Origin of the sequence: Kosakonia sp. SOY2 (genome assembly GCF_027109175.1) — a bacterium.
GTDB lineage: Bacteria > Pseudomonadota > Gammaproteobacteria > Enterobacterales > Enterobacteriaceae > Kosakonia.
The window spans coordinates 47,833-67,930 of the sequence record NZ_JAPVXH010000007.1 but is presented as its reverse complement, the minus strand read 5'-3'; the positions used below and the strand labels follow the sequence as shown (position 1 = coordinate 67,930).

Below are 20,098 nucleotides of genomic sequence, written 5' to 3'. Positions count from 1 at the left end.
CCGCTTTACGGGTCGGTTTTAATGCAGTTGCATGGACACCCTGAACCCGCGCTAGCTTTGGCGGTACATAGTCAGAATGGACAAGCATGATGCATGCAAAACCATACACCTAATGCACGCACGGCTAATGAATGCAAAACTAACGGGAAATTGCATAAAAAAACCGGCATTCAGAGTGCCGGTTTGGTCGAGGTTTAAAGGGATTACTCAACGCATAATACGCTAATAACATTGTGAGGCACATGCCATACGCTGGCGACAATCAGCAAAAAAGTCGCCCACGGATTTTAATAAACGAGAGATAATATCTTGATATGGATCCTTTTATTTGTGCATTCTAATGTGATTCAGTAGATTTTTAATGATCTGACCTAGCTCTGCGCTGCTTGCCTGCTCGACCAGCTTGTCAGTATACATGTCGACCTCGCGCGAACTAAGGTCATTGTTCTGCGCCAAACAGGCAAGGTGCGCTGACCAGCGTTTAACCCACTCACCATCAGAAGAAATGGAATTTTGCATGTCGAAAAACCTCGATTTATTTAACCAGCAGACGGCGGAAATCTTTGCAGTGTTATGGGAAAACTTTCCCGTGCCACAAGTTATTACCTATGAAAAATTTAATGCCGCTTTACCCGATGACTACTTCGACCAACTTAACTCACCGGAAATGAAAGCATTAAGTCAATTACGTTGTGTGGTTGAGGGCACATTCACCTTCCTTGATGAAAATGGATACATCAAGTACGAAACAGATTATCAAACATATTTTCGAGATGTACGACTGACCGAGAAGGCACTGGCGGTGCTCAACAAAAAACCTGAGGCACTTGATGGCAATGAAACGATGGGCGAAAAGGTTATCAATGCGGTGAAGGATGGGACACCTAGTGTCATTGCAGGAGCAGTAACAAACCTCCTTACCTTTGGTGTGAATTTGATCACTCCCTCTTAAAATAACCTCAAGTATTGTACACCGTAGGATGTAAAAAATAATAGTGAGCCGGATTAATTTAAAAATAGGTTAAAACAAAATGATTAACTTCATCATGGGTGGTTTCCCAGAGCATTACGACTACTGGATAACATTTAAACAAAAAAGTGGGGACTTTTTTTTCCCACTAGCAAGAGTTTTTGAGGGAACACCAGAGAACATTCGCAAAAAACTCACACCATTAAATAGCAGTGCAATTGCTTATATTGAAAACCTCCCCGTCATATTTATGACTGAAGCTTATAATATTGATGACGAAGATTTTCTTTATGTAGACATCCGCATTGGAAAAATTTCAAAGGTATCTCTGTCTGGTAAAAACATTAACTTTCACTTTGAAATTAACAAAGAATACAATAAAATACAAATCAGAAACAAAAACTTTATTATAAAAAAATTAGACTTTGGCTCTTATGGTTTAAACAGAACTCACTGGGCCATAAAAGAAAAAGGCATCGATGAAATACTTAAGTTGTTTGGTATCGAGACAGATGAAAAAGCTGTTGATATTCCCGCCCCACTACCAGATGAACAAATTACAAATACATCCATTGATAACCTACAGACGTTTATCAAAATAGTTCTTGATTCTCAATCTGCTGAAGACGAAGAAACATTTTATCGAGGCCATTCTGATTCATCATATGAATTAGCACCCTCTCTCTTCAGAAGGAATAAAAACAGCAATTTCAGGTACTTACATGCCGAAGCCAGTTTAGTCCGCGAAGCCTTAAGTGCAAGACCATCGGAATTTATTGATGACCGAACAATGCTTGATAAGCTCGTCAGAATGCAACATTATGGCCTACCTACACGCTTATTAGATATTACATCAAATCCGTTAATGGCTCTTTATTTTGCTTGTAACTCTATTAAGATTGATGAGAATGGAAACGAAATCGATGGTCAGGTAATAATATTCAAAACGCCAAGGAAAAGAATAAAATTCTTTGATTCAGATACCGTTAGTTGCATATCCAATTTATCCATGCTTTCCCAAGAACTTAAGGATAAGCTCGATATTACTATAGAAAAATCAAAATTTAACGAAACTGAAGCGTGCTTAAAACTAACTCACTACATTAAAGATGAAAAGCCCTATTTCCAAAATGTTATAAACCCTGAAGATCTGGAAAAGATAATATTTGTTAAAAGCCGAATAAACAATGAAAGAATTTCATCTCAATCTGGTGCTTTTTTATTGTTTGGTAATAACGCAGTATTTCCAGACATTACTTCTGAATCACAATCAGATTCGCTATACAACTTTAAGACAGAAAGGATAACCATAAAAAACAAACAGAAGATTCTTGAGGATTTAGCCACTCTTAATATCACAGATGCAACAGTTTATCAGGGCCTGGAAAGAACAATGAAATTAATAGCAAATAAATACTCTTCAGAAAACTGATTGCGCACTGTAACACTTAATAACAAAACTAACACCCATCAATGTTAACAATAAATGTTGATATTGATGGTTTTTTCATTTTATATTTATGAAATGCCTACAGATCATATTTCCTCATGCCATCATATAACGTACAATTTAACTCGAAGTATTAGATTTCAAAGTAAGCACCTTTGATTTATAGCGCGGTTCAATAACCCCCATTGAATGCAAACGACCAAAGAGTGTTTTTGCAATTGATGTTTCTTTAGCATTTTCCACATCTTTAATTATTTTCCAATATTCAATGTCCCTAGCCATTAAACGATGCTGCTCATTTCTAACTTTTAAACAGTCACCTAATACAATAACTCCGGTTACCAATTTGGGTTTATCTTTCGCATACAATTTCGTTTTAGTAGGGTGCATAATATGACCATGCTTGCCGATAATCTTACGAATTACAGCACAGAACAATCGATTTACATTAGCCCCCGAAAAGGTTAGATCATCAACATAAACTGTCATTTCAACCTTTAACTTTTGACAAACTTCATATATTTCACCAAACATTCTGGAATTTGCAAAGTAGGCTAAAGGCATACTGATTCGACTTCCTGTAGGCAACCTGTCATGACAGGTACATATATGTGACAAAATATCAGCAACATCAGGTGATGTTTTCATCACTGAAAAGAAAAAGGAGAATATCATTACTCTTGTTGTCGATGGAAAAAATGCCTTAATATCGGTTGTCATCATCTTTTCATGGTTACGATGAGCATTAGCATTCGTTACATTAGAACAATTTTTCTTCCCAGAATGCAGATATTCTGGCATAACAATACGTGATAATAAACTTGCAATGCGAGTATGCACTACATCTAATTTTTCTAAAGGCTTTTGTATTTTTCGGGGCTTGCCTTTTTTAGATAACTGTTCAAAAACGGAATAATTACCTTCATCTTTTCTCAAAATGGATAAATCATTCATACTAACGCCAAGAAGCTCTGCAAGTTTTCTCTTGCTTTTGAGTTTATAAAATGGCGAATCTATAATGCCATAAGATTTATTTTTAGTGCAGATCTTAAGCTTTTTCCGTTTTTTCATTTTTATTACTTACCCACTCTACGATATCCAGAATTTTTCCAGCCAAATGCAAACGTAACCGCTTAGACAAACGCCCTTGTGTGCCTAGTGATTCTGAAAAAAATACTAAAGAAGATACTGGTATGTCGAAATGGGATGAATATCGCTGTAAAACTTCAATCGACGGTGACCAAACTCCGCTTTCAAGTTCTACTATCTTTTCTTTTGGAATACCTAAAGATATTGATAATTCAACTAATGATTCTTTATGGTATTGCCTTATTAAACGAAGTGCTTTATGTAACATAGGCAACTCCACATTATTGAAACTAGGGAGGGCGCATTACTCATCTCCCCCTTCGAAGCGGTCAACTAACCATGTGATTAAATCAAGCAGTCGAATACCCCACTTAATCGCTTCCCAAACCCACTTCTTCCGGTTTGACTTGTTCTGCGCCTGCTGTTCGTTGGTTACTTTATCATTTTTCATGACTTTTTCCTTATGCCCATGGCGTGCAAACGAATGTTTGCTCAAGCGCCATGGTTCGCCGTCATAAGGATGAGATTGAACAGCACTAGCCCCCTGCTCCACGAACCCTTGGTCGCCCAAAGGGTTCGAATACCCATACGCCATACCATCTGGAGCAGCGATGACTCTCACGAGCTGCGTCGCTCAGAGGCGTTGCGCGGGGTAAATGTTAGAAAGCATTTGCTTTCCACGGGTAATGCATACCCAATTGGTGGCGATTTATCTCACTAACTAACCAATGTCTGCATCATAGCAAGTAATCCGCTTCGCTTTATGTATTGAATTATATTTTGTTGGCATTAGTTTTAATTAATTAATAAAAAACAAGAATAAAAAATATATCCTTCTAAACAATAATAACCCGACCAAGAGCTTCACTATTAAAACTTGGGATGCACATCACTGTAATTTAAGAGCATAAGGTAATTCCTTTTAGAGAGGATGGGCTAAGTTTTGAATCCCGGCCACTCGTCTGCAACCGGATATATGAATTTTTTCCTGTCATAAGCCACGGTCGCACCACGAGCCAACACTTCAAGCTCCCAGCGTTTCGGCGTAATACCATATTGAGCGAGGTCAGAGCGAATACGAGGGATTTTTGTGCGTTCGTATTTTGTTAACCTACCAGATGGCGCGACGTCATGCGGTTCTAATGGTTCATCACTTCTTTGCTGTCGATTTGGTCGTGATGTGCAGTGTTTTAATGCACTTCTGAGCCGCGTCATGACCTCGGGGTCATCCCAAGCGAGAAACCCGCAATCAACCAGATTCAACACCGCTGCGGCATGCTCAGACGGTGTGGGGATCATAACTGGATCGCCACCACCGGCGAGCTTTCCACAGTTATTGACAGGACTCCGAGGCGCGGCGATGCCGCTTTTTAAAGTCAAAGGCTCAACGGCCAAAAGCTTTGGAACAATGCGCCATTCCGATGATCGGGTGACGTGGACATGACGCGCGCCGAGATGTGGCGCGTAAATTCCTACCACCCGTTCAATATCTTCCTCGTATGCGTTGACCTCATCAGTCACGTTGCGGGCTACGCGCACAGTCTGACTATCTCGCGGGATATTTGCCCCACCCTGTGCGGCGATATATAAATCAAAATCACCACTATCCGCAGCGGCGCGAACCGCTTCTACACGCTCATCAAACTCATCAGCAACGCTAACACCGCGAGGTAATTTCCTCAGTTCACGATATGCGCCCATTGTCGGCAGGCCAATCGGTTTAAATTGAGGAATACGCCATGTAGACGCCCAGGCTGTCACAGCGGCAGCCGTATCTTTTAAGGGCTTGCCAGTATCATGATCGAGCTCGCCATCAAGCGCATAACCATCGATATTTTTAGCAATGTATTTCGCGATGTAGCCCGCTGCGCCGCCTTTGTTCAGGTGTTTAGCCTGAAAGCGATTACGCTCTGCTCCGCGTTCGTCACCATCCTCTTTGAGAGCGTAGCGGCGCATAATTTCGGTAATTGCTTTCCGTTGTTCTTGTTTGCAAAACAGCATCATATGCCAGTGCGGCGTGCCATCATGATGCGGTTCGACGACGCGCATACCGTAAACCTGCAAATCGTTATCTTTGAAAGCGGTACGCATCAGGCTCCATATACGGCATAGGTAGCGCTGCCCATCTTTCGGGGTAAAAGCCTCGTCATTCCAGCCGTGATTAAGCTGCACAGTTTTATCTTTACCCTTGCCGACCTGACGCGTCGGGTGATATTTCGATGGCGCGGTCAATGTAATAAACATCCCGTCATCACCTTCGCCAGCGGCGTAACGCTCAATTCCGGCGATAGTATTCATCAGCTCCATGCGTCGTATCTCAGGGTTAGAAATACTCCCCATGACTTTGCTAATGAGATCGATACGCTCGCCCGTCACCTTATTTTCCAGATCACAGGATTTGAGGTATTCAAGGTTAGCCAGGCGGCGTGTATGGACATCGCGGATTGCGTTTTTGCTGGCATACGGCGAACGGTCTTTATTAACCTCACCGGCAGCAATTAAAAGCGCTTCATGCCAGCGCATACGTTGCGCTTTGAGCTGGTTAATCCACCATTCATCGTTAATCAGCCGAGACACAGCGGAAAAAGCCTGGCGGATTGTCATCTGACCTTTGCGGTACTTCTTCCAAAAAAGCGGGGAGATATTGAAAGCACGAGCTGCCCCAGCAACATGACCATAAAGATGCGCCTGCGCCTCATCGGTAAAAAGTGATTCTTTACCACCGTGCGCCTCCGCCCATGCATCGCTTAACTCCTCGTACATAACGAAAAAATGCGAGGCTATACGCGTCGCGAATTTTTTCAGCTCCTTATCGTTCATTCCCGGCAAGCGCGCATAAGTTTCGCTTTCCGCCAGAAATAGTAGCGACGCCTGAGTGTTCATTTCGTTGCGCTGGTTTACTCGCTCTATGCGCGGCCATAAACGGCGTAAAAAAGTCGACTTGAGAAAGTAGAATCCGTGAACCGGGCTTTTGTTGCGCCTGATGTATTCATAGCGCGATGTGAAAAGGGAGCGTAAAAAATAAGGCAGGCGGTCAATCCTGGATAAAACGCCTTGCACCTGACGCAACTCGTCACGTGTAAGGGGTCTATCGCGCCCAATAGCATCACGCGGCGCGTTCCATGAGTAAGCACCGGCAAACTCTTTAGCGGTGCCTTTTGCGAATGGTGGTGGCGGTGTAGGGGCGTAACGCCCCCGAACTTCAACGCCCATTTGAACCAAAAGCCGTTAAGCATTGCTGACTGAGGAGCTCAACCTGCGTACTTAGTGCCTCAAACGAGCTGGCGTCACCAGTCAAGAGATCGTGATGCACCAAGCCGGAAACGAGCTGGTTTAATTTGGGGTAATAGCCGACAACATCGAGCCACTCCTTACCGGCATTCTTGCCTGTTTCAGCGGTCTTTTTTTCCTGCAAAATAAATTGAAAGCGATCACTGGTGACGACATAACGCTCGCCAATATCGATACGAATGCTCATGCGCGCCCCCGATAGTGCTTTGCTTTCGCCTCATGCGCTGACTGACAGTAAACACAGCGAGTAGCAGATGGATAAACTGCACGGCGATCAGCAGGAATCGGAGCGTCACATTCTTCACAAACCAACGCAGCAGCGCCGCAGGGTTTTACCCGCGCGGCGTTGACCTGGCGAGCCAGTGACTCTGACTGCCGTTCTTGAATGTGATCCATATAATCTGGCATTGATTTAGTTCCTCTATCTGTTCAGTTTTTTTAACTCACTGGCGCAATAACCAGTTAGCTCGATGGTTAATTTCGATAATTCATCAACGGTGGTGGTTTGCTTATGAAAAATGGCGCGTTTCACAAGCAAACTGACCACATCCGTCAGGAGGTTTAATTCACTCGAATAAATAGCGATAATTGACTCTGTCATCGCTCCGGTTTTTTTATCGCGCTTAAGATCGGCAAGCGATAATTCACCGTTTTTCATAACTGCAATCTTTAGCCAGTTATTAAGTAATACGGAGTGCATCAGAGACATTAAAGAGACTCTCCGCGAGAAAGGCCGATATTATGAAACTTGATAGATTCCTGACTGAGTAACTCAACAATCTCAACGCGCGATAACTCAGCGCCAGCTATATGACGGATTAAGCCGTCAAGGTGAGAGGAAAAGCGCGTAGCCGCATCGGCCTGTGCTTCGGCTCTGGCCTGCTGCAACATTAGTGAAAATTTACCGCACTGCTTTCCTGTTACTGTATGCATGACTTTCTCCAGACAAAAAGAAGCCCCGCACAATTAAGTGCGTTAAAATTTAACCGTTAATTATTTAATGCAGATATTGCTCGGGTTTTACCGAGGTTAAAATTGTTGGCGCATATTCGAATAAATTAAATAGCTCACGCAACGCGCGAAACAATGCATCACGCCAATAACAGGAGTCTTCATTAATACGCCAGTAAGGTTGATTAAATTCTTCCTCTGTTAATCCCGCATGCATAAACAATGTGCGACGCTGACTAATGGTTAATCGCCCAATATATTTAACCAAGCTAATCCCAACCTGACGGAATCTTGAAAATGCAGAGCGTAATTCATCAATAGCAGTTATCAGACGTTCACGATCAACATCGTTCATTTCTTCAAAACGCATCGTAGCGTGACGCTGTTTTAACTGAGCGTGGAAGCAAACTGTTAAGCGCTCACGCTCCATCATCTGATTATAAAAATCACAAGAATCCTGCCAGCGAGGCGCGGCCAGATATTTGCTGACCAGGCTACGCAAACCGGCAGGCTGTGTGGACACAATACCGAGCGTCATTACAGGCATTTCCAGAACCTCCACGATTTCAGGAAAGCAAAAATAGCGCTTAAAGCGCCCGTTTTTTTAGTGCGAATGATGATGCCCTTTCGCCCTTTTCCGTGGGTGATAGTGAAATCTATCGCCACTGAGCTTTCATTACGCAATAACTGAGCTATGCAACGTGGTTCGTTCATAATCAAAGCCCCATCCAAAGCAGCCACGCGTCACGCTGTTCTACTGGCCTGTTGTAGAACGCTTCACGTACAGCGCGATTAAACTCCGGGATGAAAACCCACTTTTCACCGGCGCGAGCATTCGGTTTACTTGGATCGCGCAGCTCAATAACCGGCAGCTTGTTAGCTTTCACCATTTCTGCAACAGCCGTTTTAGGCTTGCCTAATAACTCCGCAAATTTCTCAGTATGTACCGCATCCAGCGGATACTGGATCACATAATCATTAGCTTCCATCTGTGCTACCCTCTCTTGATCCAACCCTCCCAAAACCGTTTAGAGCCGTTTTGGCGGTTGGTTTTTTACGCCCCGAAAGGTTTCCCTATGGATACCTTTCGGAGGGAATATAGTCTCCAAAGGGAAACCATGTCAATGACTATGGGACAAAAACTAAAAGCCATAAGAAAGGCTGAAGGTTTAACTCAGAAAAAATTCTGTGAAATTAGCGGAATAGCGCTCAGCACATTGAAGAACTACGAGGGGGAATACAAAACACCAGGTTTGCAGGTACTGCTACAAGTAACAAACACACCTCAGTTTCAGAAATACACTTTATGGTTAATGACTGACAAAACTGCCCCGCAAGCTGGTCAAATAGCACCGGCTATCGCACACAATGGGCAAGAGTCAGCAACCTCGAACCCCTCAGAGAAACAGACTGGCTAACTATTTATAAACATTACATTTTCACTATCTGTTTTCAGGACAGTGAAAATTGCGCCGGAGGGCTTTCTTATGGCAATTAAGAAGCTCGATGATGGTCGCTATGAAGTGGACATTAGGCCGCGCGGGCGCGAAGGACGTCGCATTCGCCGGAAGTTTGAAAGAAAAGCTGAAGCTATCGCATTTGAGCGCTACACGCTTGCGAACGCTTCCCAAAAAGAATGGGCAGCCCAACGGACTGACAGACGCACTCTAACCGAGCTGTTAGAGGCATGGTGGCAATACCACGGGCAGAACCACGAACACGGAAAAAAAGAGCGAGGGCATTTGCTCAAAACTATCAATGGGCTGGGAGATCTGCCAGTCAGCAGGTTAAGCAAGAAATGCCTAATGGATTACCGCTCATTACGTTTACGGGAAGGTATCAGCGCGGCAACGATAAATCGTGACATGTATCGGCTATCGGGCATGTTTACTAAGCTGATCCAGTTAGAGGAATTTGCCGGGCAACACCCCATTCATGGTTTGCCGCCACTGGCAGAAGCCAACCCGGAAATGACGTTTCTGGACAAGTCAGAAATTGAAAGGCTGTTAGGAGTATTGACCGGAGATGCTTTGCTCGTTGCTCTCCTCTGCCTCAGCACTGGTGGAAGATGGACAGAGGTAGCCACTCTAAAACCGGCGCAGATAGCCAGTTGCAGGGTTACCTTTTTGAAAACTAAAAACGGCAAAAAGCGAACCGTGCCTATCTCAGCACAGCTTGAAAAGAAGGTGAAAGAGGAAGCCAGCGGGAAGCTGTTCAAAGTTGATTATGAAAAATTTTGCGGGGTCTTACGCAACGTGAAACCTGACATTCCACCCAATCAGGCAACACATATTCTGCGTCACACTTTCGCAAGCCATTTCATGATGAACGGGGGAAATATTATTGCCCTGCAACAGATTCTCGGGCATGCAAGCATTCAGCAGACAATGGCCTATGCGCACCTTGCTCCTGACTACCTGCAAAATGCTGTCGCATTGAACCCTCTTAACGGAGGAGTGACGGTATAAATCATCTCTCTGAGTGTCCACATTGTGTCCACACTCAGAGGGTTTTGAAACCGTTCCATACCGTTACAGCTTTTTCTAAGTTGCTGTTTTATTTAGAATGATGCGTAAGTAATTGATAAAAAAAACCCCCACATCATGTGGGGGAAGACAGGGATGGTGTCTATGGCAAGGAAAACAGGGTTTGTTACTGGTAATGCCGGGTACTACTGCTACTCATAACCATCGACGGAGAACTTTGTTGCATCTGCGCCACTTCGCGCAGTTGCGTCATCCGTTGCTGGTGTTTCTGGTTTAAAACCGCTTGCTGCTCCGGCGTCAGCAGGTTGTACATCTGGTTGCGGACTTTCGCCATTTCAACCTGACGAGCGACTTGCTCCTGCGCCATTTTTTCTGCCTGAGCGCGCACAGCGTTTTCATCAAAATTTTCTGCGGTGACAAGGCGATGCATTGTCTCCATTTCGCTAACATTAACAGGAGGCTGGTCGTGCCGCGCCTGTCTCATTAAATCCCGCATCTGCTGACGCTGATGTTCGGTTAAATTAATACCGTCGAACATATGGCTCTGAACACTACGCTGTGCAACCCCATCAATCGGGTGCCAGTTATCGCCTGTTACGACGTCAGCAGCCTGGCTAACGGTGCTAAACGCCAGCGTTGAGGCCATGACGGCAGCGGTAACGATGCGCATCATTTACTCCAGTAACCTTTTCGTCTCACGATTCAACGATAATCAGTCTACGATTCAGGCTGCAAACATGCGTCAGGGGGTGTAAAACAACGTAAAGTCATGGATTAGCAAGTCTCGATGACGTAATTTCTGCCTCGGAGGTATTTAAACAATGAATAAAATCCTTTTAGTAGATGATGACCGAGAGCTTACTTCCTTGTTAAAGGAGCTACTCGACATGGAAGGTTTCAATGTGCTCGTTGCCCATGACGGGGAGCAGGCGCTCGACCTCCTCGACGACACCATCGACCTGCTTTTGCTTGATGTCATGATGCCGAAGAAAAACGGCATCGACACACTTAAAGAGCTACGCCAGACACACCAGACACCGGTCATTATGCTGACCGCACGCGGCAGCGAACTCGATCGCGTTCTTGGCCTTGAGCTGGGCGCGGATGACTATCTGCCAAAACCGTTTAACGATCGTGAATTAGTCGCGCGTATTCGCGCAATCTTGCGCCGCTCGCACTGGAGCGAACAGCAGCAAAGCACCGATAACGGCTCGCCTACCCTTGAAGTGGACGCGCTGAGTCTTAATCCGGGTCGTCAGGAAGCCAGCTTTGAAGGCCAGGCGCTGGAACTGACCGGCACCGAATTCACCCTGCTTTACTTGCTGGCTCAACATTTAGGTCAGGTAGTATCGCGTGAACATCTGAGCCAGGAAGTGCTGGGTAAACGTTTAACGCCGTTCGACCGCGCTATTGATATGCACATTTCCAATCTGCGCCGCAAACTGCCGGAGCGTAAAGATGGGCATCCGTGGTTTAAAACCTTGCGCGGCCGAGGTTATCTGATGGTGTCCGCTTCATGATAGGAAGTTTGACCGCCCGCATCTTTGCCATTTTCTGGTTAACGCTGGCGCTGGTATTGATGCTGGTGTTGATGGTGCCGAAGCTGGACTCCCGTCAGATGACGGAGTTGCTGGACAGCGAGCAGCGCCAGGGCGTGATGATTGAACAGCATGTTGAAGCGGAACTGTCGAACGACCCGCCGAACGACCTGATGTGGTGGCGCAGGCTTTTCCGCGCCATCGACAAATGGGCGCCGCCGGGTCAACGTCTGCTGCTGGTGACCAGCGAAGGGCGCGTCATTGGCGCCGAACGCAACGAGATGCAGATCATCCGTAACTTCATCGGCCAGGCGGACAACTCCGACCATCCGCAGAAGAAAAAATATGGCCGGGTCGAAATGGTAGGGCCCTTCTCCGTGCGTGACGGGGAAGACAATTACCAGCTCTATCTGATTCGTCCCGCCAGCAGTTCGCAATCTGACTTTATCAACCTGTTGTTTGACCGCCCGTTATTGTTGCTGATTGTCACCATGCTGATCAGCTCGCCGCTGCTGTTGTGGCTGGCGTGGAGCCTGGCGAAACCGGCGCGTAAGTTGAAAAATGCGGCGGATGAAGTGGCGCAAGGCAACTTGCGGCAGCATCCGGAACTGGAATCCGGGCCGCAGGAGTTTCTGGCCGCCGGCGCCAGTTTCAACCAGATGGTGACGGCGCTCGAACGCATGATGACCGCGCAGCAGCGCCTGCTTTCAGACATCTCGCACGAACTGCGTACACCGCTCACACGCTTACAGCTCGGCACCGCCCTGCTGCGTCGCCGCAGCGGCGAAAGCAAAGAGCTGGAGCGTATTGAAACTGAAGCGCAGCGGCTGGACAGCATGATCAACGATCTGCTGGTCATGTCGCGCAATCAGCAGAAAAACGCGCTGGTCAGCGAAACGGTGAAAGCCAATCAAATGTGGAATGAGGTGTTGGATAACGCAGCGTTTGAAGCGGAGCAGATGGGCAAATCCCTGACCGTCAACTTCCCGCCGGGCCCGTGGCCGCTGTACGGTAACCCCAGCGCGCTGGAAAGTGCGGTCGAAAACATCGTGCGCAATGCACTGCGCTACTCACACAGTAAAATCGAAGTCAGTTTCGCGGTGGATAAAGACGGCATCACCATTAACGTGGACGATGACGGCCCCGGCGTCAGCCCGGAGGACAGGGAACAGATTTTCCGCCCGTTCTACCGTACCGACGAAGCGCGCGATCGCGAGTCCGGCGGCACGGGCCTTGGCCTGGCGATTGTCGAAACCGCTATTCAGCAGCATCGCGGCTGGGTAAAAGCAGACGACAGCCCGCTCGGCGGGTTACGCCTGACGATATGGCTGCCGTTATATAAACGCGCTTAATAACTCGCCCTCTCCGCTCACCGGAGGGGGCGTTTTATTTCCCCAACAACCTGCGTGAATTATCTTCAATCTTGCCGCTCAAACGCCGCTTTTGCATCGTACGTGTCCAGCTCGCCGACAACCCGGCGGCCGACAGCAAGCGATGATATTGCTCATCATCAAACGGCTGAAACCAGGCTATCGCCGCCGCGTCATAGACGCTGACATCGCTCACGCGTGAAACCAGCTCCAGCGGCGCTTCCGCCGATACATTGCCGCCCGCAATCACCCGATAAAGCCAGCCAGTACGGCCACTGGACTGCATCTGCGTTGACATGTCGCTGATGCCACAGTGGAAATTGAGTTTGAAACAGGGCGAACGCGGTTGCGTCACCTGGATCAGCGCGTCGCCCCAGCGAAAAATATCGCCGATAAAGACGTTTTTTTCTGTCAGACCGCTGGTGGAAAGATTCTCGCCAAATGCGGGGGCGCAAAATAAGGCCGCCTGCTGCGGAAACATCTGCGCCCAGTGAGCATAGTGTTCTCGCGGGTAGTGGCACAATGCGCGATCTGTCCCGCCATGGTAACTCTTCTCCGCCTGCTCGTCCCCGGCGATACCGGTTTCGGTTAGCGTGAGTTCGCCTTCAACCTGCAATTTTGCGATGGCGCTCGGTCGGCTGCCCTGATAATCCCTTATTTTTCCTACAAATACTTCAACCGGATGTTGCATATTCCCTCCAACAGGCTTCGTTCATCACGGTATTACACCACAATTGAGCTCAGACCAAACCTGCAAAAATGAGACATTCATGCACATGCGCGCCGCTGTGCCGTGCTATCACTTACCTTACGCTTTTGAAACATGATTTCATTAATCGAGGAGGCAGTGACGTGACGCAAACAACCCCCTTTTCCGGCGTCTGGTGCCCTTCCATCACGCCGATGGACAGTGAAGGCAACATCGATCTCAATGGATTAAAACAGCACCTTACCCGCCTGACGGCGGCGAAAATCGACGTGGTATTGCTGATGGGCAGTATCGGCGAGTTCGCCTCTTTCACACTGGATGAACGAATAATGTTGATCCGTGAAGCGCGCGGAATGTCGCCCATTTCGATGGTGGCTAACGTCTCTTCCACCTGTTTTAACGACATCCTGTGGATGGCTGATGAAGCCTACCGCACCGGCTATGAAGCCGTGATGGTGCTGCCGCCTTATTACTATGGGCAAACCAGCAACCAGCTTTTAAGCTACTTTCGCGCGCTGGGCAAAGCGATCAGCGGTAAATGGTTTGCCTATAACTTCCCGGCGCGCACCGGCTGTGATTTAACACCCGAGCTGGTCGCGGCGCTGGCCGCCGAATTCCCCGATTTTGCCGGCATTAAAGACACCGTTGATTGCCAGTCGCACACCCGCAATATGATTCTGGCAACCAGGAACGTGCGCGATGATTTCGCAGTGCTGTGCGGTTACGACGAGTATTTCATTCCTACTTTGCTGGCGGGCGGCGCTGGCGTGATTTCGGGCTTAAACAACGTGATGCCGGAGCTGTTCGTTAAAGCGCGGGAGGCGTGGCGACAAAGTGATTTGGCAACCCTGCATCAGGTGCAGCAAGAGATCGGCAAATTTATGGCCATCTACAGCATCGGCGACGATTTTGTTACCACCATCAAAACCGTGGTCTCGCGCAAGTTTGGTTACTGCACCCCCGTCGCCCGTAACTTCGGCGGTGCCCTCACTGAAGATCAGTGCAACATTATCGACACCGTTTTTGCTATTCGCTAATGCAAAAGCCGACCTGTAAAGGTCGGCCTCATTTCGTTATTTCACGGTGTTGCGTAGCGACATGTCCGCTTCCGCCCCTTTCACTTTTCGTGACCAGACAGACGTCAAAATCGGTACCAGGATCGAGGTAACGATTACTGATGTCGCCACCAGCGCGGTCGCCGCTGGCGCCATCGCTTTGAAGTCTGGCACCATTTCAGCAATCAGCACCGGCGTTGCCACCGCGGCACCAGCCGAACTGGAAGCCGCCAGACCCGCTGTTCCGTCACCGCCGCCAATCAGTTTGTCGGCAATAATCAGCGGGATCCCGGTGATCACAATCACCGCGACGCCCAGCAAAATCCCCAGCAGTCCGGTTTGCGCAATCACGCTTAAATCGATGGTGTTGCCAAGCGCGAAAGCGAAGAACGGAATCAACGTCTGCACCGCCTTGCTGAAGAACTCGCGCAGTTCCGGGTCGAGATTACCCAGCGCAAACCCCACGAGGAATGGCAGCACCGCACCAACAAACACATGCGGTTCAAAAGAAGCGATACCGGCTGTGCCGAGAATAATCATCGTCATCAATGGGCCGGATTCCAGCGACATCAGCACAAATGCCCCGGCCTCCTCTTTGGTGCCGTACTGCTGCATGATGGAGGCGTACAACCCGCCGTTGGTCATATCCATCGATGCCACCAGCGCCAGCGTCGATAAGCCAGCAAAAAAACCCGCTTCCACGCCATGTTCCGGAATCAACCGCGATGCGATAGCCGCCACCACCCAGGCGATCACGATTTTCGTCACCACCAGCGTGCCGGATTTGCGCAGCACCGTACCGGTCGCGCTCAGTTTGATCGACGCGCCCATGCAAAAAAACCACACCGCAAGGATCGGCACCGTGCCGGTAATCATGCCGTTAGTGAATGAACCGAAGTATTTCCCTGCGCCGGGCGCAAAAGTGTGGCACAGAGCACCGATGAACAATGGAACCAGCATCATCCCGCCAGGGATTTTCTCTATTGCACGCTTGATTTGCATATCTTCACCTGTAAAAACCGTTCGATTTTTATGGCGCAAGCACTCCGGTTGAACGGAACAACAGCCGCGCGGATGAAGAGAGGGTAGACCCGGATTGATGCGAGAAAAGTGATCAAACAACCATAACAAAACATTATTTCATTATTTTAGGATCAACGTTCCTTTTGGTTTCTGGCAGCCAAAAAGGAATAAAAAAGCCCCACCGGCAACGCCTGGCGGGGCTTCGACTCACGCTCTACGGCGTGACGAAAGCGGCTTATTTTTTCGCAGCGAAACGCGCAGCAGCTTCGTCCCAGTTCACCACGTTCCAGAACTCTTTAATGTAGTCCGGGCGGCGGTTCTGGAATTTCAGGTAGTAAGCGTGTTCCCACACATCCAGGCCCAGAATCGGGAAACCGGACGCGCCAGAGATCGCTTCACCCATCAGCGGGGAATCCTGGTTAGCAGTAGAAACCACAGCCAGTTTGTCGCCTTTCAGCACCAGCCATGCCCAGCCGGAACCAAAGCGAGTCGCCGCTGCTTTTTCGAATTCAGCTTTGAAATTGTCCACGGAACCGAAATCACGCTCGATAGCGGCTTTCAGATCGCCCTGCAGGGTGGTGCCTTTTTTCAGGCCTTTCCAGAACAGGCTGTGGTTAGCGTGGCCGCCTGCGTTGTTACGCAGTACGGTTTTTTTGTCGGCTGGCAGCTGGTCCAGTTTGGTGATCAGCTCTTCAACCGGCAGGCTCGCGAACTCCGGCAGGCTTTCCAGCGCGGCGTTTGCGTTGTTCACGTAAGTCTGGTGATGTTTAGTGTGATGGATTTCCATCGTCTGCTTGTCGAAATGCGGTTCGAGGGCATCGTATGCATACGGCAGAGCGGGCAGTGTATAGCTCATATTCATCTCCATTAAGGGTAAGCGGCTATTGTGTTAACGCCGCGTAAGCAGTTGGTTCATTATAGTTAATTAAATGATATTGAAAATGTTTATCAATGCCGTAGTTTTAATAAGGTTATAACTTTTGGTTATGTTATTGAAATTGTGAAGCCGCTCACCCTCATCACGTGCTCATTGCCAGCCTGCAACGCAACGCGGCAAACGCCTCAAGGTTAATCTTCTGACCGATTTTTACACTCATCGGGTCGGCTGCTCGTATCCCGGCGATAAAAACAAAGAGGATTGTGAAATGAGTAACGCGATTACGATGGGTATTTTTTGGCATTTGATAGGTGCAGCCAGTGCAGCCTGTTTCTATGCCCCGTTTAAAAAGGTAAGAAAGTGGTCCTGGGAAACGATGTGGTCAATCGGCGGCATCGTCTCGTGGTTGATCCTTCCCTGGACTATCAGCGCGCTGTTATTGCCTGATTTTTGGGCTTATTTCAGTTCGTTTAGCGCCTCAACGCTGCTGCCGGTGTTTCTTTTCGGCGCAATGTGGGGCATCGGTAACATCAACTATGGCCTGACCATGCGCTACTTAGGCATGTCGATGGGTATTGGTATCGCCATTGGTATTACGCTGATTGTCGGTACGTTGATGACGCCGATCCTCAACGGTCACTTCGATGTGCTGATCAACACCGAAGGCGGGCGAATGACCTTGCTGGGTGTGCTGGTGGCGCTGATTGGTGTTGGCATTGTTACCCGCGCCGGTCAGTTGAAAGAGCGCAAAATGGGCATCAAAGCCGAAGAGTTCAACCTGAAAAAAGGGTTAGCGCTGGCAGTGATGTGCGGCGTGTTCTCTGCCGGGATGTCTTTTGCGATGAACGCCGCCAAACCGATGCACGACGCCGCCGCCGCGCTGGGTATCGATCCGCTCTATACCGCATTGCCAAGCTACGTGGTGATCATGGGCGGCGGTGCGCTGGTGAACCTGAGCTTCTGCTTTATCCGGCTGGCAAAAGTGAAAGATCTGTCGCTAAAAGCCGACTTCTCGCTGGCAAAAGAGTTGCTTATCAGCAATATCCTGCTTTCGGCACTGGGTGGCCTGATGTGGTATCTGCAATTCTTCTTCTACGCCTGGGGTCACGCCAGCATTCCGGGGCAGTATGACTACATTAGCTGGATGCTGCATATGAGCTTCTATGTGCTGTGCGGCGGGCTGGTCGGTCTGGTGCTGAAAGAGTGGAAGAATGCCGGACGGCAACCGGTGAGTGTGCTGAGTCTCGGCTGCGTGGTGATCATTGTCGCGGCCAATATCGTCGGCCTCGGCATGGCGAGCTAATCAGGCAGCAACCCGGCTACGATGACGCCACTGACCTGGCGTCATCCCTACCTCGCGGCTAAACACCACCGAAAAGTAGTTACTGTCCTCAAAGCCACACTGCATGGCGATTTCACTGATCATCTGCTCGGAGTGCTGCAACAAAAATTGGGCGTGGCAAATGCGCAACTGGCGCAAATAGTGGTTGATGGTCATCCCGGTTTGAGTGCGAAACTGCTGGCGCAGCGCCCGCTCGCTGCACTGTTCCTGTTCACAAAAATGCTCCAGCACAAAGCTGCGATTCAGGCTGCCGGAAAGCGCGGTGATGAGCTTATCCAGCAGCGTTTCGCTGTGGGTCGCGGCAAGGTTATCGGTGGCGAAACGGTGGCGTTTTAGGGTCATCACCAGTTGAGCAAACAGGGTTTCCGCCATCAGATTGGCCAGCGGATCGTCCTTCGCGCTCTCATGTTCCAGTTGCGTAATCACCTGCCGCGCCTGCGCCATGCCGCTGCTACCAATACGCCAGTGCGGGTTGGACGGCGCGCCGTTAAGCCCCGGAATGTGCGCCGCCCAGTCGAGATTCAGCGTCAGCCGGTCCGGGCAGTAGATAATGTTCTGCAACACCAGGTCATTAACCGAGGCGTAAGAGTGGCGATCTTCGGCGCGGATATAAAACAGATCGCCGCGCGTAATGCGGTAAGGCCGGTCATTAAGCACATGCAACCCATTGCCGCGCCACACCATCACCAGTTCGCAGAACTCATGCGTATGTTCAGCAAAGACATTTTGCGGGTAGCGATCGGCCACCACGACCGCCTGTCCGGCGCGCGGAAAAAAGTCTGCTTTACGAAGAATTAACTCACCAGCCACAACGCCACCTCTGCCGTGAACAACCTGACATTATTAACGGAAGCCCGGCTAAAAATCGGTGATAACCTTCTCGTTACTGAAGCAGCGTGTCGCGCCCCTGGCGGATATCGCGCGGTGACCAGTCAAACTCGCGGCGAAACAGCGTCGAAAAGTGGTTACTGTCGCCGAACCCGCAGCGAAAAGCGATATCCGTCACGCTCTCGTCGCTGTGGCGTAACATATGGCGCGCTTTAATCAACCGCAGGCGGTTTAAATAGCGCTGCGGCGTCATGCCGGTGGACTGTTTAAGCTGACGATGCAGCGTACGCAACGACAAGCTGAACTGTTCTGCCAGCGACTCCCAGCAAATGTCCTCCGCGAAGTGATCTTCCAGCCACAGCATAAGCTGGTTCAGCCGCGCATCGCTGTTGCCCGCATCTTCCTGCTGGCTGCTTTTACGCAATAACACCAGCAACTGCATAAACAGGATCTCGCGGTTGGCAATGTCATGCGTTGCCACTTCACTGCCCATCTCTTCCATCTGGCTAATGATGCCGCGCACCTGCCCCAGCGTGTGCTGGCTTACCCGCCAGTGCGACGGGTAATGCCCGTCCTGCTCCTGCGGCAGCAACTGGTTCAACCCGGCAAGGAACTGGAACGCATCCGGCGAGCGGTACAGCACATTGGTCAAACAGAGATTATCGGTATGTTCATACAAATGGCGGTCATGATCGCGCACAAAACAGACCGTGCCGCCGCTGATGGTGTACGGCTGACCATTGAACACATGAATCCCCGTACCGTGTTCAACAATCACAATTTCATGAAAATCATGATGATGTTCCGGAAACGCGGCCTGGGGCAATCGCGGTTCAATGGCAACGGGTGATTTACCTGTCGGAAAAAAATCCACGCTATGCAGTACGGTCATGATGGCCCCGGTCTTGAGAAATGTTCTCAAAATAGTAATTAAGGGTTTTCCACCTCACCTTAAATTTTCGACGCCGATTTGCGCATAGCCTGCCGTTTTTTCAAGAAACGGCCGGAAAGATCGGGAAATGTGGTGAGGGTCACAATGGCTGAAAACCTCGCGATTACTGGAAACTGTGAACTCTCTCACGTTCATCTTTGCTTTCTTGCCAGCGCGAAATCGCCACT

Annotated in this window: 24 protein-coding genes; 8 read left to right on the top strand and 16 right to left on the bottom strand. The window is 48.8% G+C overall.

All coding sequences use genetic code 11. The features are described 5' to 3' along the window. The first annotated feature begins 517 nt into the window (after positions 1 to 517). The gene (locus O3S68_RS22605; protein ID WP_269232588.1) at positions 518 to 952 is read left to right on the top strand and encodes a hypothetical protein; all 435 of its coding nucleotides are present in this window, start codon (positions 518 to 520) and stop codon (positions 950 to 952) included. A gap of 79 nt (positions 953 to 1,031) precedes the next feature. Beyond that, on the top strand, positions 1,032 to 2,402 hold the full coding sequence (locus O3S68_RS22600) for an FRG domain-containing protein (protein WP_269232587.1): 1,371 nt from the start codon (positions 1,032 to 1,034) through the stop codon (positions 2,400 to 2,402). Between the two features lie 138 nt (positions 2,403 to 2,540). Here O3S68_RS22600 and O3S68_RS22595 read toward each other — a convergent pair whose 3' ends face one another. The 10 genes from O3S68_RS22595 to O3S68_RS22550 all read right to left on the bottom strand — a co-directional run bounded on the left by O3S68_RS22595 (position 2,541) and on the right by O3S68_RS22550 (position 8,740). Continuing rightward, positions 2,541 to 3,491: a reverse transcriptase family protein gene (locus O3S68_RS22595; protein ID WP_269232586.1), complete on the bottom strand. Its 951-nt coding sequence runs from the start codon at positions 3,489 to 3,491 to the stop codon at positions 2,541 to 2,543. Further along, positions 3,469 to 3,777 (bottom strand): helix-turn-helix domain-containing protein, encoded by a 309-nt coding sequence (locus O3S68_RS22590; RefSeq protein WP_269232585.1) that lies wholly within the window; start codon positions 3,775 to 3,777, stop codon positions 3,469 to 3,471. The genes O3S68_RS22595 and O3S68_RS22590 overlap by 23 nt, the downstream gene beginning before the upstream one ends. A 36-nt stretch (positions 3,778 to 3,813) precedes the next feature. Beyond that, entirely contained in the window at positions 3,814 to 3,960 is a 147-nt protein-coding gene (locus tag O3S68_RS22585) for a hypothetical protein (protein WP_269232584.1), read from the bottom strand. 485 nt (positions 3,961 to 4,445) lie between these two features. Next, entirely contained in the window at positions 4,446 to 6,722 is a 2,277-nt protein-coding gene (locus O3S68_RS22580; RefSeq protein ID WP_269232583.1) for a replication endonuclease, read from the bottom strand. After that, positions 6,712 to 6,987 (bottom strand): DUF5405 family protein, encoded by a 276-nt coding sequence (locus O3S68_RS22575; protein WP_269232582.1) that lies wholly within the window; start codon positions 6,985 to 6,987, stop codon positions 6,712 to 6,714. Before O3S68_RS22575 ends, O3S68_RS22580 begins: the two co-directional genes overlap by 11 nt. After that, positions 6,984 to 7,208, bottom strand: a complete 225-nt coding sequence (locus tag O3S68_RS22570) for a TraR/DksA C4-type zinc finger protein (protein WP_090126120.1) — start codon at positions 7,206 to 7,208, stop codon at positions 6,984 to 6,986. The genes O3S68_RS22575 and O3S68_RS22570 overlap by 4 nt, the downstream gene beginning before the upstream one ends. A 13-nt stretch (positions 7,209 to 7,221) precedes the next feature. Further along, positions 7,222 to 7,509, bottom strand: coding sequence for a DUF5405 family protein (locus O3S68_RS22565; RefSeq protein ID WP_269232581.1), 288 nt, complete (start codon positions 7,507 to 7,509; stop codon positions 7,222 to 7,224). Continuing rightward, positions 7,509 to 7,733: a DUF2732 family protein gene (locus O3S68_RS22560; protein WP_007369287.1), complete on the bottom strand. Its 225-nt coding sequence runs from the start codon at positions 7,731 to 7,733 to the stop codon at positions 7,509 to 7,511. The genes O3S68_RS22565 and O3S68_RS22560 overlap by 1 nt, the downstream gene beginning before the upstream one ends. A 64-nt stretch (positions 7,734 to 7,797) precedes the next feature. Further along, entirely contained in the window at positions 7,798 to 8,298 is a 501-nt protein-coding gene (locus tag O3S68_RS22555) for a replication protein B (RefSeq protein ID WP_269232580.1), read from the bottom strand. A gap of 169 nt (positions 8,299 to 8,467) precedes the next feature. Further along, complete coding sequence (locus O3S68_RS22550) at positions 8,468 to 8,740, bottom strand: Cox family DNA-binding protein (protein WP_007369289.1); 273 nt, start codon at positions 8,738 to 8,740, stop codon at positions 8,468 to 8,470. Between the two features lie 135 nt (positions 8,741 to 8,875). Here O3S68_RS22550 and O3S68_RS22545 point away from each other — a divergent pair, with 135 nt between their 5' ends. Both O3S68_RS22545 and O3S68_RS22540 read left to right on the top strand, forming a co-directional pair. After that, complete coding sequence (locus tag O3S68_RS22545; protein WP_035942304.1) at positions 8,876 to 9,169, top strand: helix-turn-helix domain-containing protein; 294 nt, start codon at positions 8,876 to 8,878, stop codon at positions 9,167 to 9,169. A 69-nt stretch (positions 9,170 to 9,238) separates the two neighbouring features. After that, entirely contained in the window at positions 9,239 to 10,219 is a 981-nt protein-coding gene (locus O3S68_RS22540) for a phage integrase (protein ID WP_269232579.1), read from the top strand. A 184-nt stretch (positions 10,220 to 10,403) separates the two neighbouring features. Here the strand turns inward: O3S68_RS22540 and cpxP are convergent, their stop codons facing one another. Then, positions 10,404 to 10,907, bottom strand: coding sequence for a cell-envelope stress modulator CpxP (gene cpxP / locus O3S68_RS22535; protein WP_269232606.1), 504 nt, complete (start codon positions 10,905 to 10,907; stop codon positions 10,404 to 10,406). Positions 10,908 to 11,058: 151 nt separating this feature from the next. Between cpxP and cpxR the strand changes: the two genes are divergently transcribed. After that, on the top strand, positions 11,059 to 11,757 hold the full coding sequence (gene cpxR / locus O3S68_RS22530) for an envelope stress response regulator transcription factor CpxR (RefSeq protein WP_269232578.1): 699 nt from the start codon (positions 11,059 to 11,061) through the stop codon (positions 11,755 to 11,757). Beyond that, the gene (gene cpxA / locus O3S68_RS22525; protein WP_045512355.1) at positions 11,754 to 13,127 is read left to right on the top strand and encodes an envelope stress sensor histidine kinase CpxA; all 1,374 of its coding nucleotides are present in this window, start codon (positions 11,754 to 11,756) and stop codon (positions 13,125 to 13,127) included. The genes cpxR and cpxA overlap by 4 nt, the downstream gene beginning before the upstream one ends. A 34-nt stretch (positions 13,128 to 13,161) precedes the next feature. Here cpxA and yiiM read toward each other — a convergent pair whose 3' ends face one another. Then, complete coding sequence (yiiM, locus tag O3S68_RS22520; RefSeq protein ID WP_269232577.1) at positions 13,162 to 13,836, bottom strand: 6-hydroxyaminopurine reductase; 675 nt, start codon at positions 13,834 to 13,836, stop codon at positions 13,162 to 13,164. Between the two features lie 161 nt (positions 13,837 to 13,997). On the opposite strand from yiiM, the gene O3S68_RS22515 reads away from it, so the two are divergent. Further along, the gene (locus O3S68_RS22515) at positions 13,998 to 14,891 is read left to right on the top strand and encodes a dihydrodipicolinate synthase family protein (protein ID WP_269232576.1); all 894 of its coding nucleotides are present in this window, start codon (positions 13,998 to 14,000) and stop codon (positions 14,889 to 14,891) included. A gap of 36 nt (positions 14,892 to 14,927) precedes the next feature. Here O3S68_RS22515 and kdgT read toward each other — a convergent pair whose 3' ends face one another. Together kdgT and sodA are read right to left on the bottom strand one after the other, a co-directional pair. Next, entirely contained in the window at positions 14,928 to 15,911 is a 984-nt protein-coding gene (gene kdgT, locus O3S68_RS22510) for a 2-keto-3-deoxygluconate transporter (RefSeq protein ID WP_020455924.1), read from the bottom strand. Positions 15,912 to 16,167: 256 nt separating this feature from the next. Then, positions 16,168 to 16,788 carry a superoxide dismutase [Mn] gene (sodA, locus tag O3S68_RS22505; RefSeq protein ID WP_020455923.1) on the bottom strand — a complete coding sequence of 207 codons (621 nt, stop codon included), beginning with the start codon at positions 16,786 to 16,788 and terminating at the stop codon, positions 16,168 to 16,170. A gap of 289 nt (positions 16,789 to 17,077) precedes the next feature. On the opposite strand from sodA, the gene rhaT reads away from it, so the two are divergent. Then, positions 17,078 to 18,112, top strand: a complete 1,035-nt coding sequence (rhaT, locus tag O3S68_RS22500) for an L-rhamnose/proton symporter RhaT (RefSeq protein ID WP_269232575.1) — start codon at positions 17,078 to 17,080, stop codon at positions 18,110 to 18,112. On the opposite strand, the gene rhaR is transcribed toward rhaT, so the two are convergent. Next, complete coding sequence (gene rhaR, locus O3S68_RS22495) at positions 18,113 to 18,961, bottom strand: HTH-type transcriptional activator RhaR (RefSeq protein ID WP_269232574.1); 849 nt, start codon at positions 18,959 to 18,961, stop codon at positions 18,113 to 18,115. Between the two features lie 73 nt (positions 18,962 to 19,034). Further along, the gene (rhaS, locus tag O3S68_RS22490; RefSeq protein ID WP_160271433.1) at positions 19,035 to 19,871 is read right to left on the bottom strand and encodes an HTH-type transcriptional activator RhaS; all 837 of its coding nucleotides are present in this window, start codon (positions 19,869 to 19,871) and stop codon (positions 19,035 to 19,037) included. Positions 19,872 to 20,098: the final 227 nt, after the last annotated feature.

Excerpts from the sequence above, each read along its gene's own strand:
- O3S68_RS22605 (WP_269232588.1), top strand. The coding sequence starts at position 518 with ATGTCGAAAAACCTCGATTTATTTAACCAGCAGACGGCGGAAATCTTT.
- O3S68_RS22600 (WP_269232587.1), top strand. The coding sequence starts at position 1,032 with ATGATTAACTTCATCATGGGTGGTTTCCCAGAGCATTACGACTACTGG.
- O3S68_RS22595 (WP_269232586.1), bottom strand. The coding sequence starts at position 3,491 with ATGAAAAAACGGAAAAAGCTTAAGATCTGCACTAAAAATAAATCTTAT.
- O3S68_RS22590 (WP_269232585.1), bottom strand. The coding sequence starts at position 3,777 with ATGTTACATAAAGCACTTCGTTTAATAAGGCAATACCATAAAGAATCA.
- O3S68_RS22585 (WP_269232584.1), bottom strand. The coding sequence starts at position 3,960 with ATGAAAAATGATAAAGTAACCAACGAACAGCAGGCGCAGAACAAGTCA.
- O3S68_RS22580 (WP_269232583.1), bottom strand. The coding sequence starts at position 6,722 with ATGGGCGTTGAAGTTCGGGGGCGTTACGCCCCTACACCGCCACCACCA.
- O3S68_RS22575 (WP_269232582.1), bottom strand. The coding sequence starts at position 6,987 with ATGAGCATTCGTATCGATATTGGCGAGCGTTATGTCGTCACCAGTGAT.
- O3S68_RS22570 (WP_090126120.1), bottom strand. The coding sequence starts at position 7,208 with ATGCCAGATTATATGGATCACATTCAAGAACGGCAGTCAGAGTCACTG.
- O3S68_RS22565 (WP_269232581.1), bottom strand. The coding sequence starts at position 7,509 with ATGTCTCTGATGCACTCCGTATTACTTAATAACTGGCTAAAGATTGCA.
- O3S68_RS22560 (WP_007369287.1), bottom strand. The coding sequence starts at position 7,733 with ATGCATACAGTAACAGGAAAGCAGTGCGGTAAATTTTCACTAATGTTG.
- O3S68_RS22555 (WP_269232580.1), bottom strand. The coding sequence starts at position 8,298 with ATGCCTGTAATGACGCTCGGTATTGTGTCCACACAGCCTGCCGGTTTG.
- O3S68_RS22550 (WP_007369289.1), bottom strand. The coding sequence starts at position 8,740 with ATGGAAGCTAATGATTATGTGATCCAGTATCCGCTGGATGCGGTACAT.
- O3S68_RS22545 (WP_035942304.1), top strand. The coding sequence starts at position 8,876 with ATGACTATGGGACAAAAACTAAAAGCCATAAGAAAGGCTGAAGGTTTA.
- O3S68_RS22540 (WP_269232579.1), top strand. The coding sequence starts at position 9,239 with ATGGCAATTAAGAAGCTCGATGATGGTCGCTATGAAGTGGACATTAGG.
- cpxP (WP_269232606.1), bottom strand. The coding sequence starts at position 10,907 with ATGCGCATCGTTACCGCTGCCGTCATGGCCTCAACGCTGGCGTTTAGC.
- cpxR (WP_269232578.1), top strand. The coding sequence starts at position 11,059 with ATGAATAAAATCCTTTTAGTAGATGATGACCGAGAGCTTACTTCCTTG.
- cpxA (WP_045512355.1), top strand. The coding sequence starts at position 11,754 with ATGATAGGAAGTTTGACCGCCCGCATCTTTGCCATTTTCTGGTTAACG.
- yiiM (WP_269232577.1), bottom strand. The coding sequence starts at position 13,836 with ATGCAACATCCGGTTGAAGTATTTGTAGGAAAAATAAGGGATTATCAG.
- kdgT (WP_020455924.1), bottom strand. The coding sequence starts at position 15,911 with ATGCAAATCAAGCGTGCAATAGAGAAAATCCCTGGCGGGATGATGCTG.
- sodA (WP_020455923.1), bottom strand. The coding sequence starts at position 16,788 with ATGAGCTATACACTGCCCGCTCTGCCGTATGCATACGATGCCCTCGAA.
- rhaT (WP_269232575.1), top strand. The coding sequence starts at position 17,078 with ATGAGTAACGCGATTACGATGGGTATTTTTTGGCATTTGATAGGTGCA.
- rhaS (WP_160271433.1), bottom strand. The coding sequence starts at position 19,871 with ATGACCGTACTGCATAGCGTGGATTTTTTTCCGACAGGTAAATCACCC.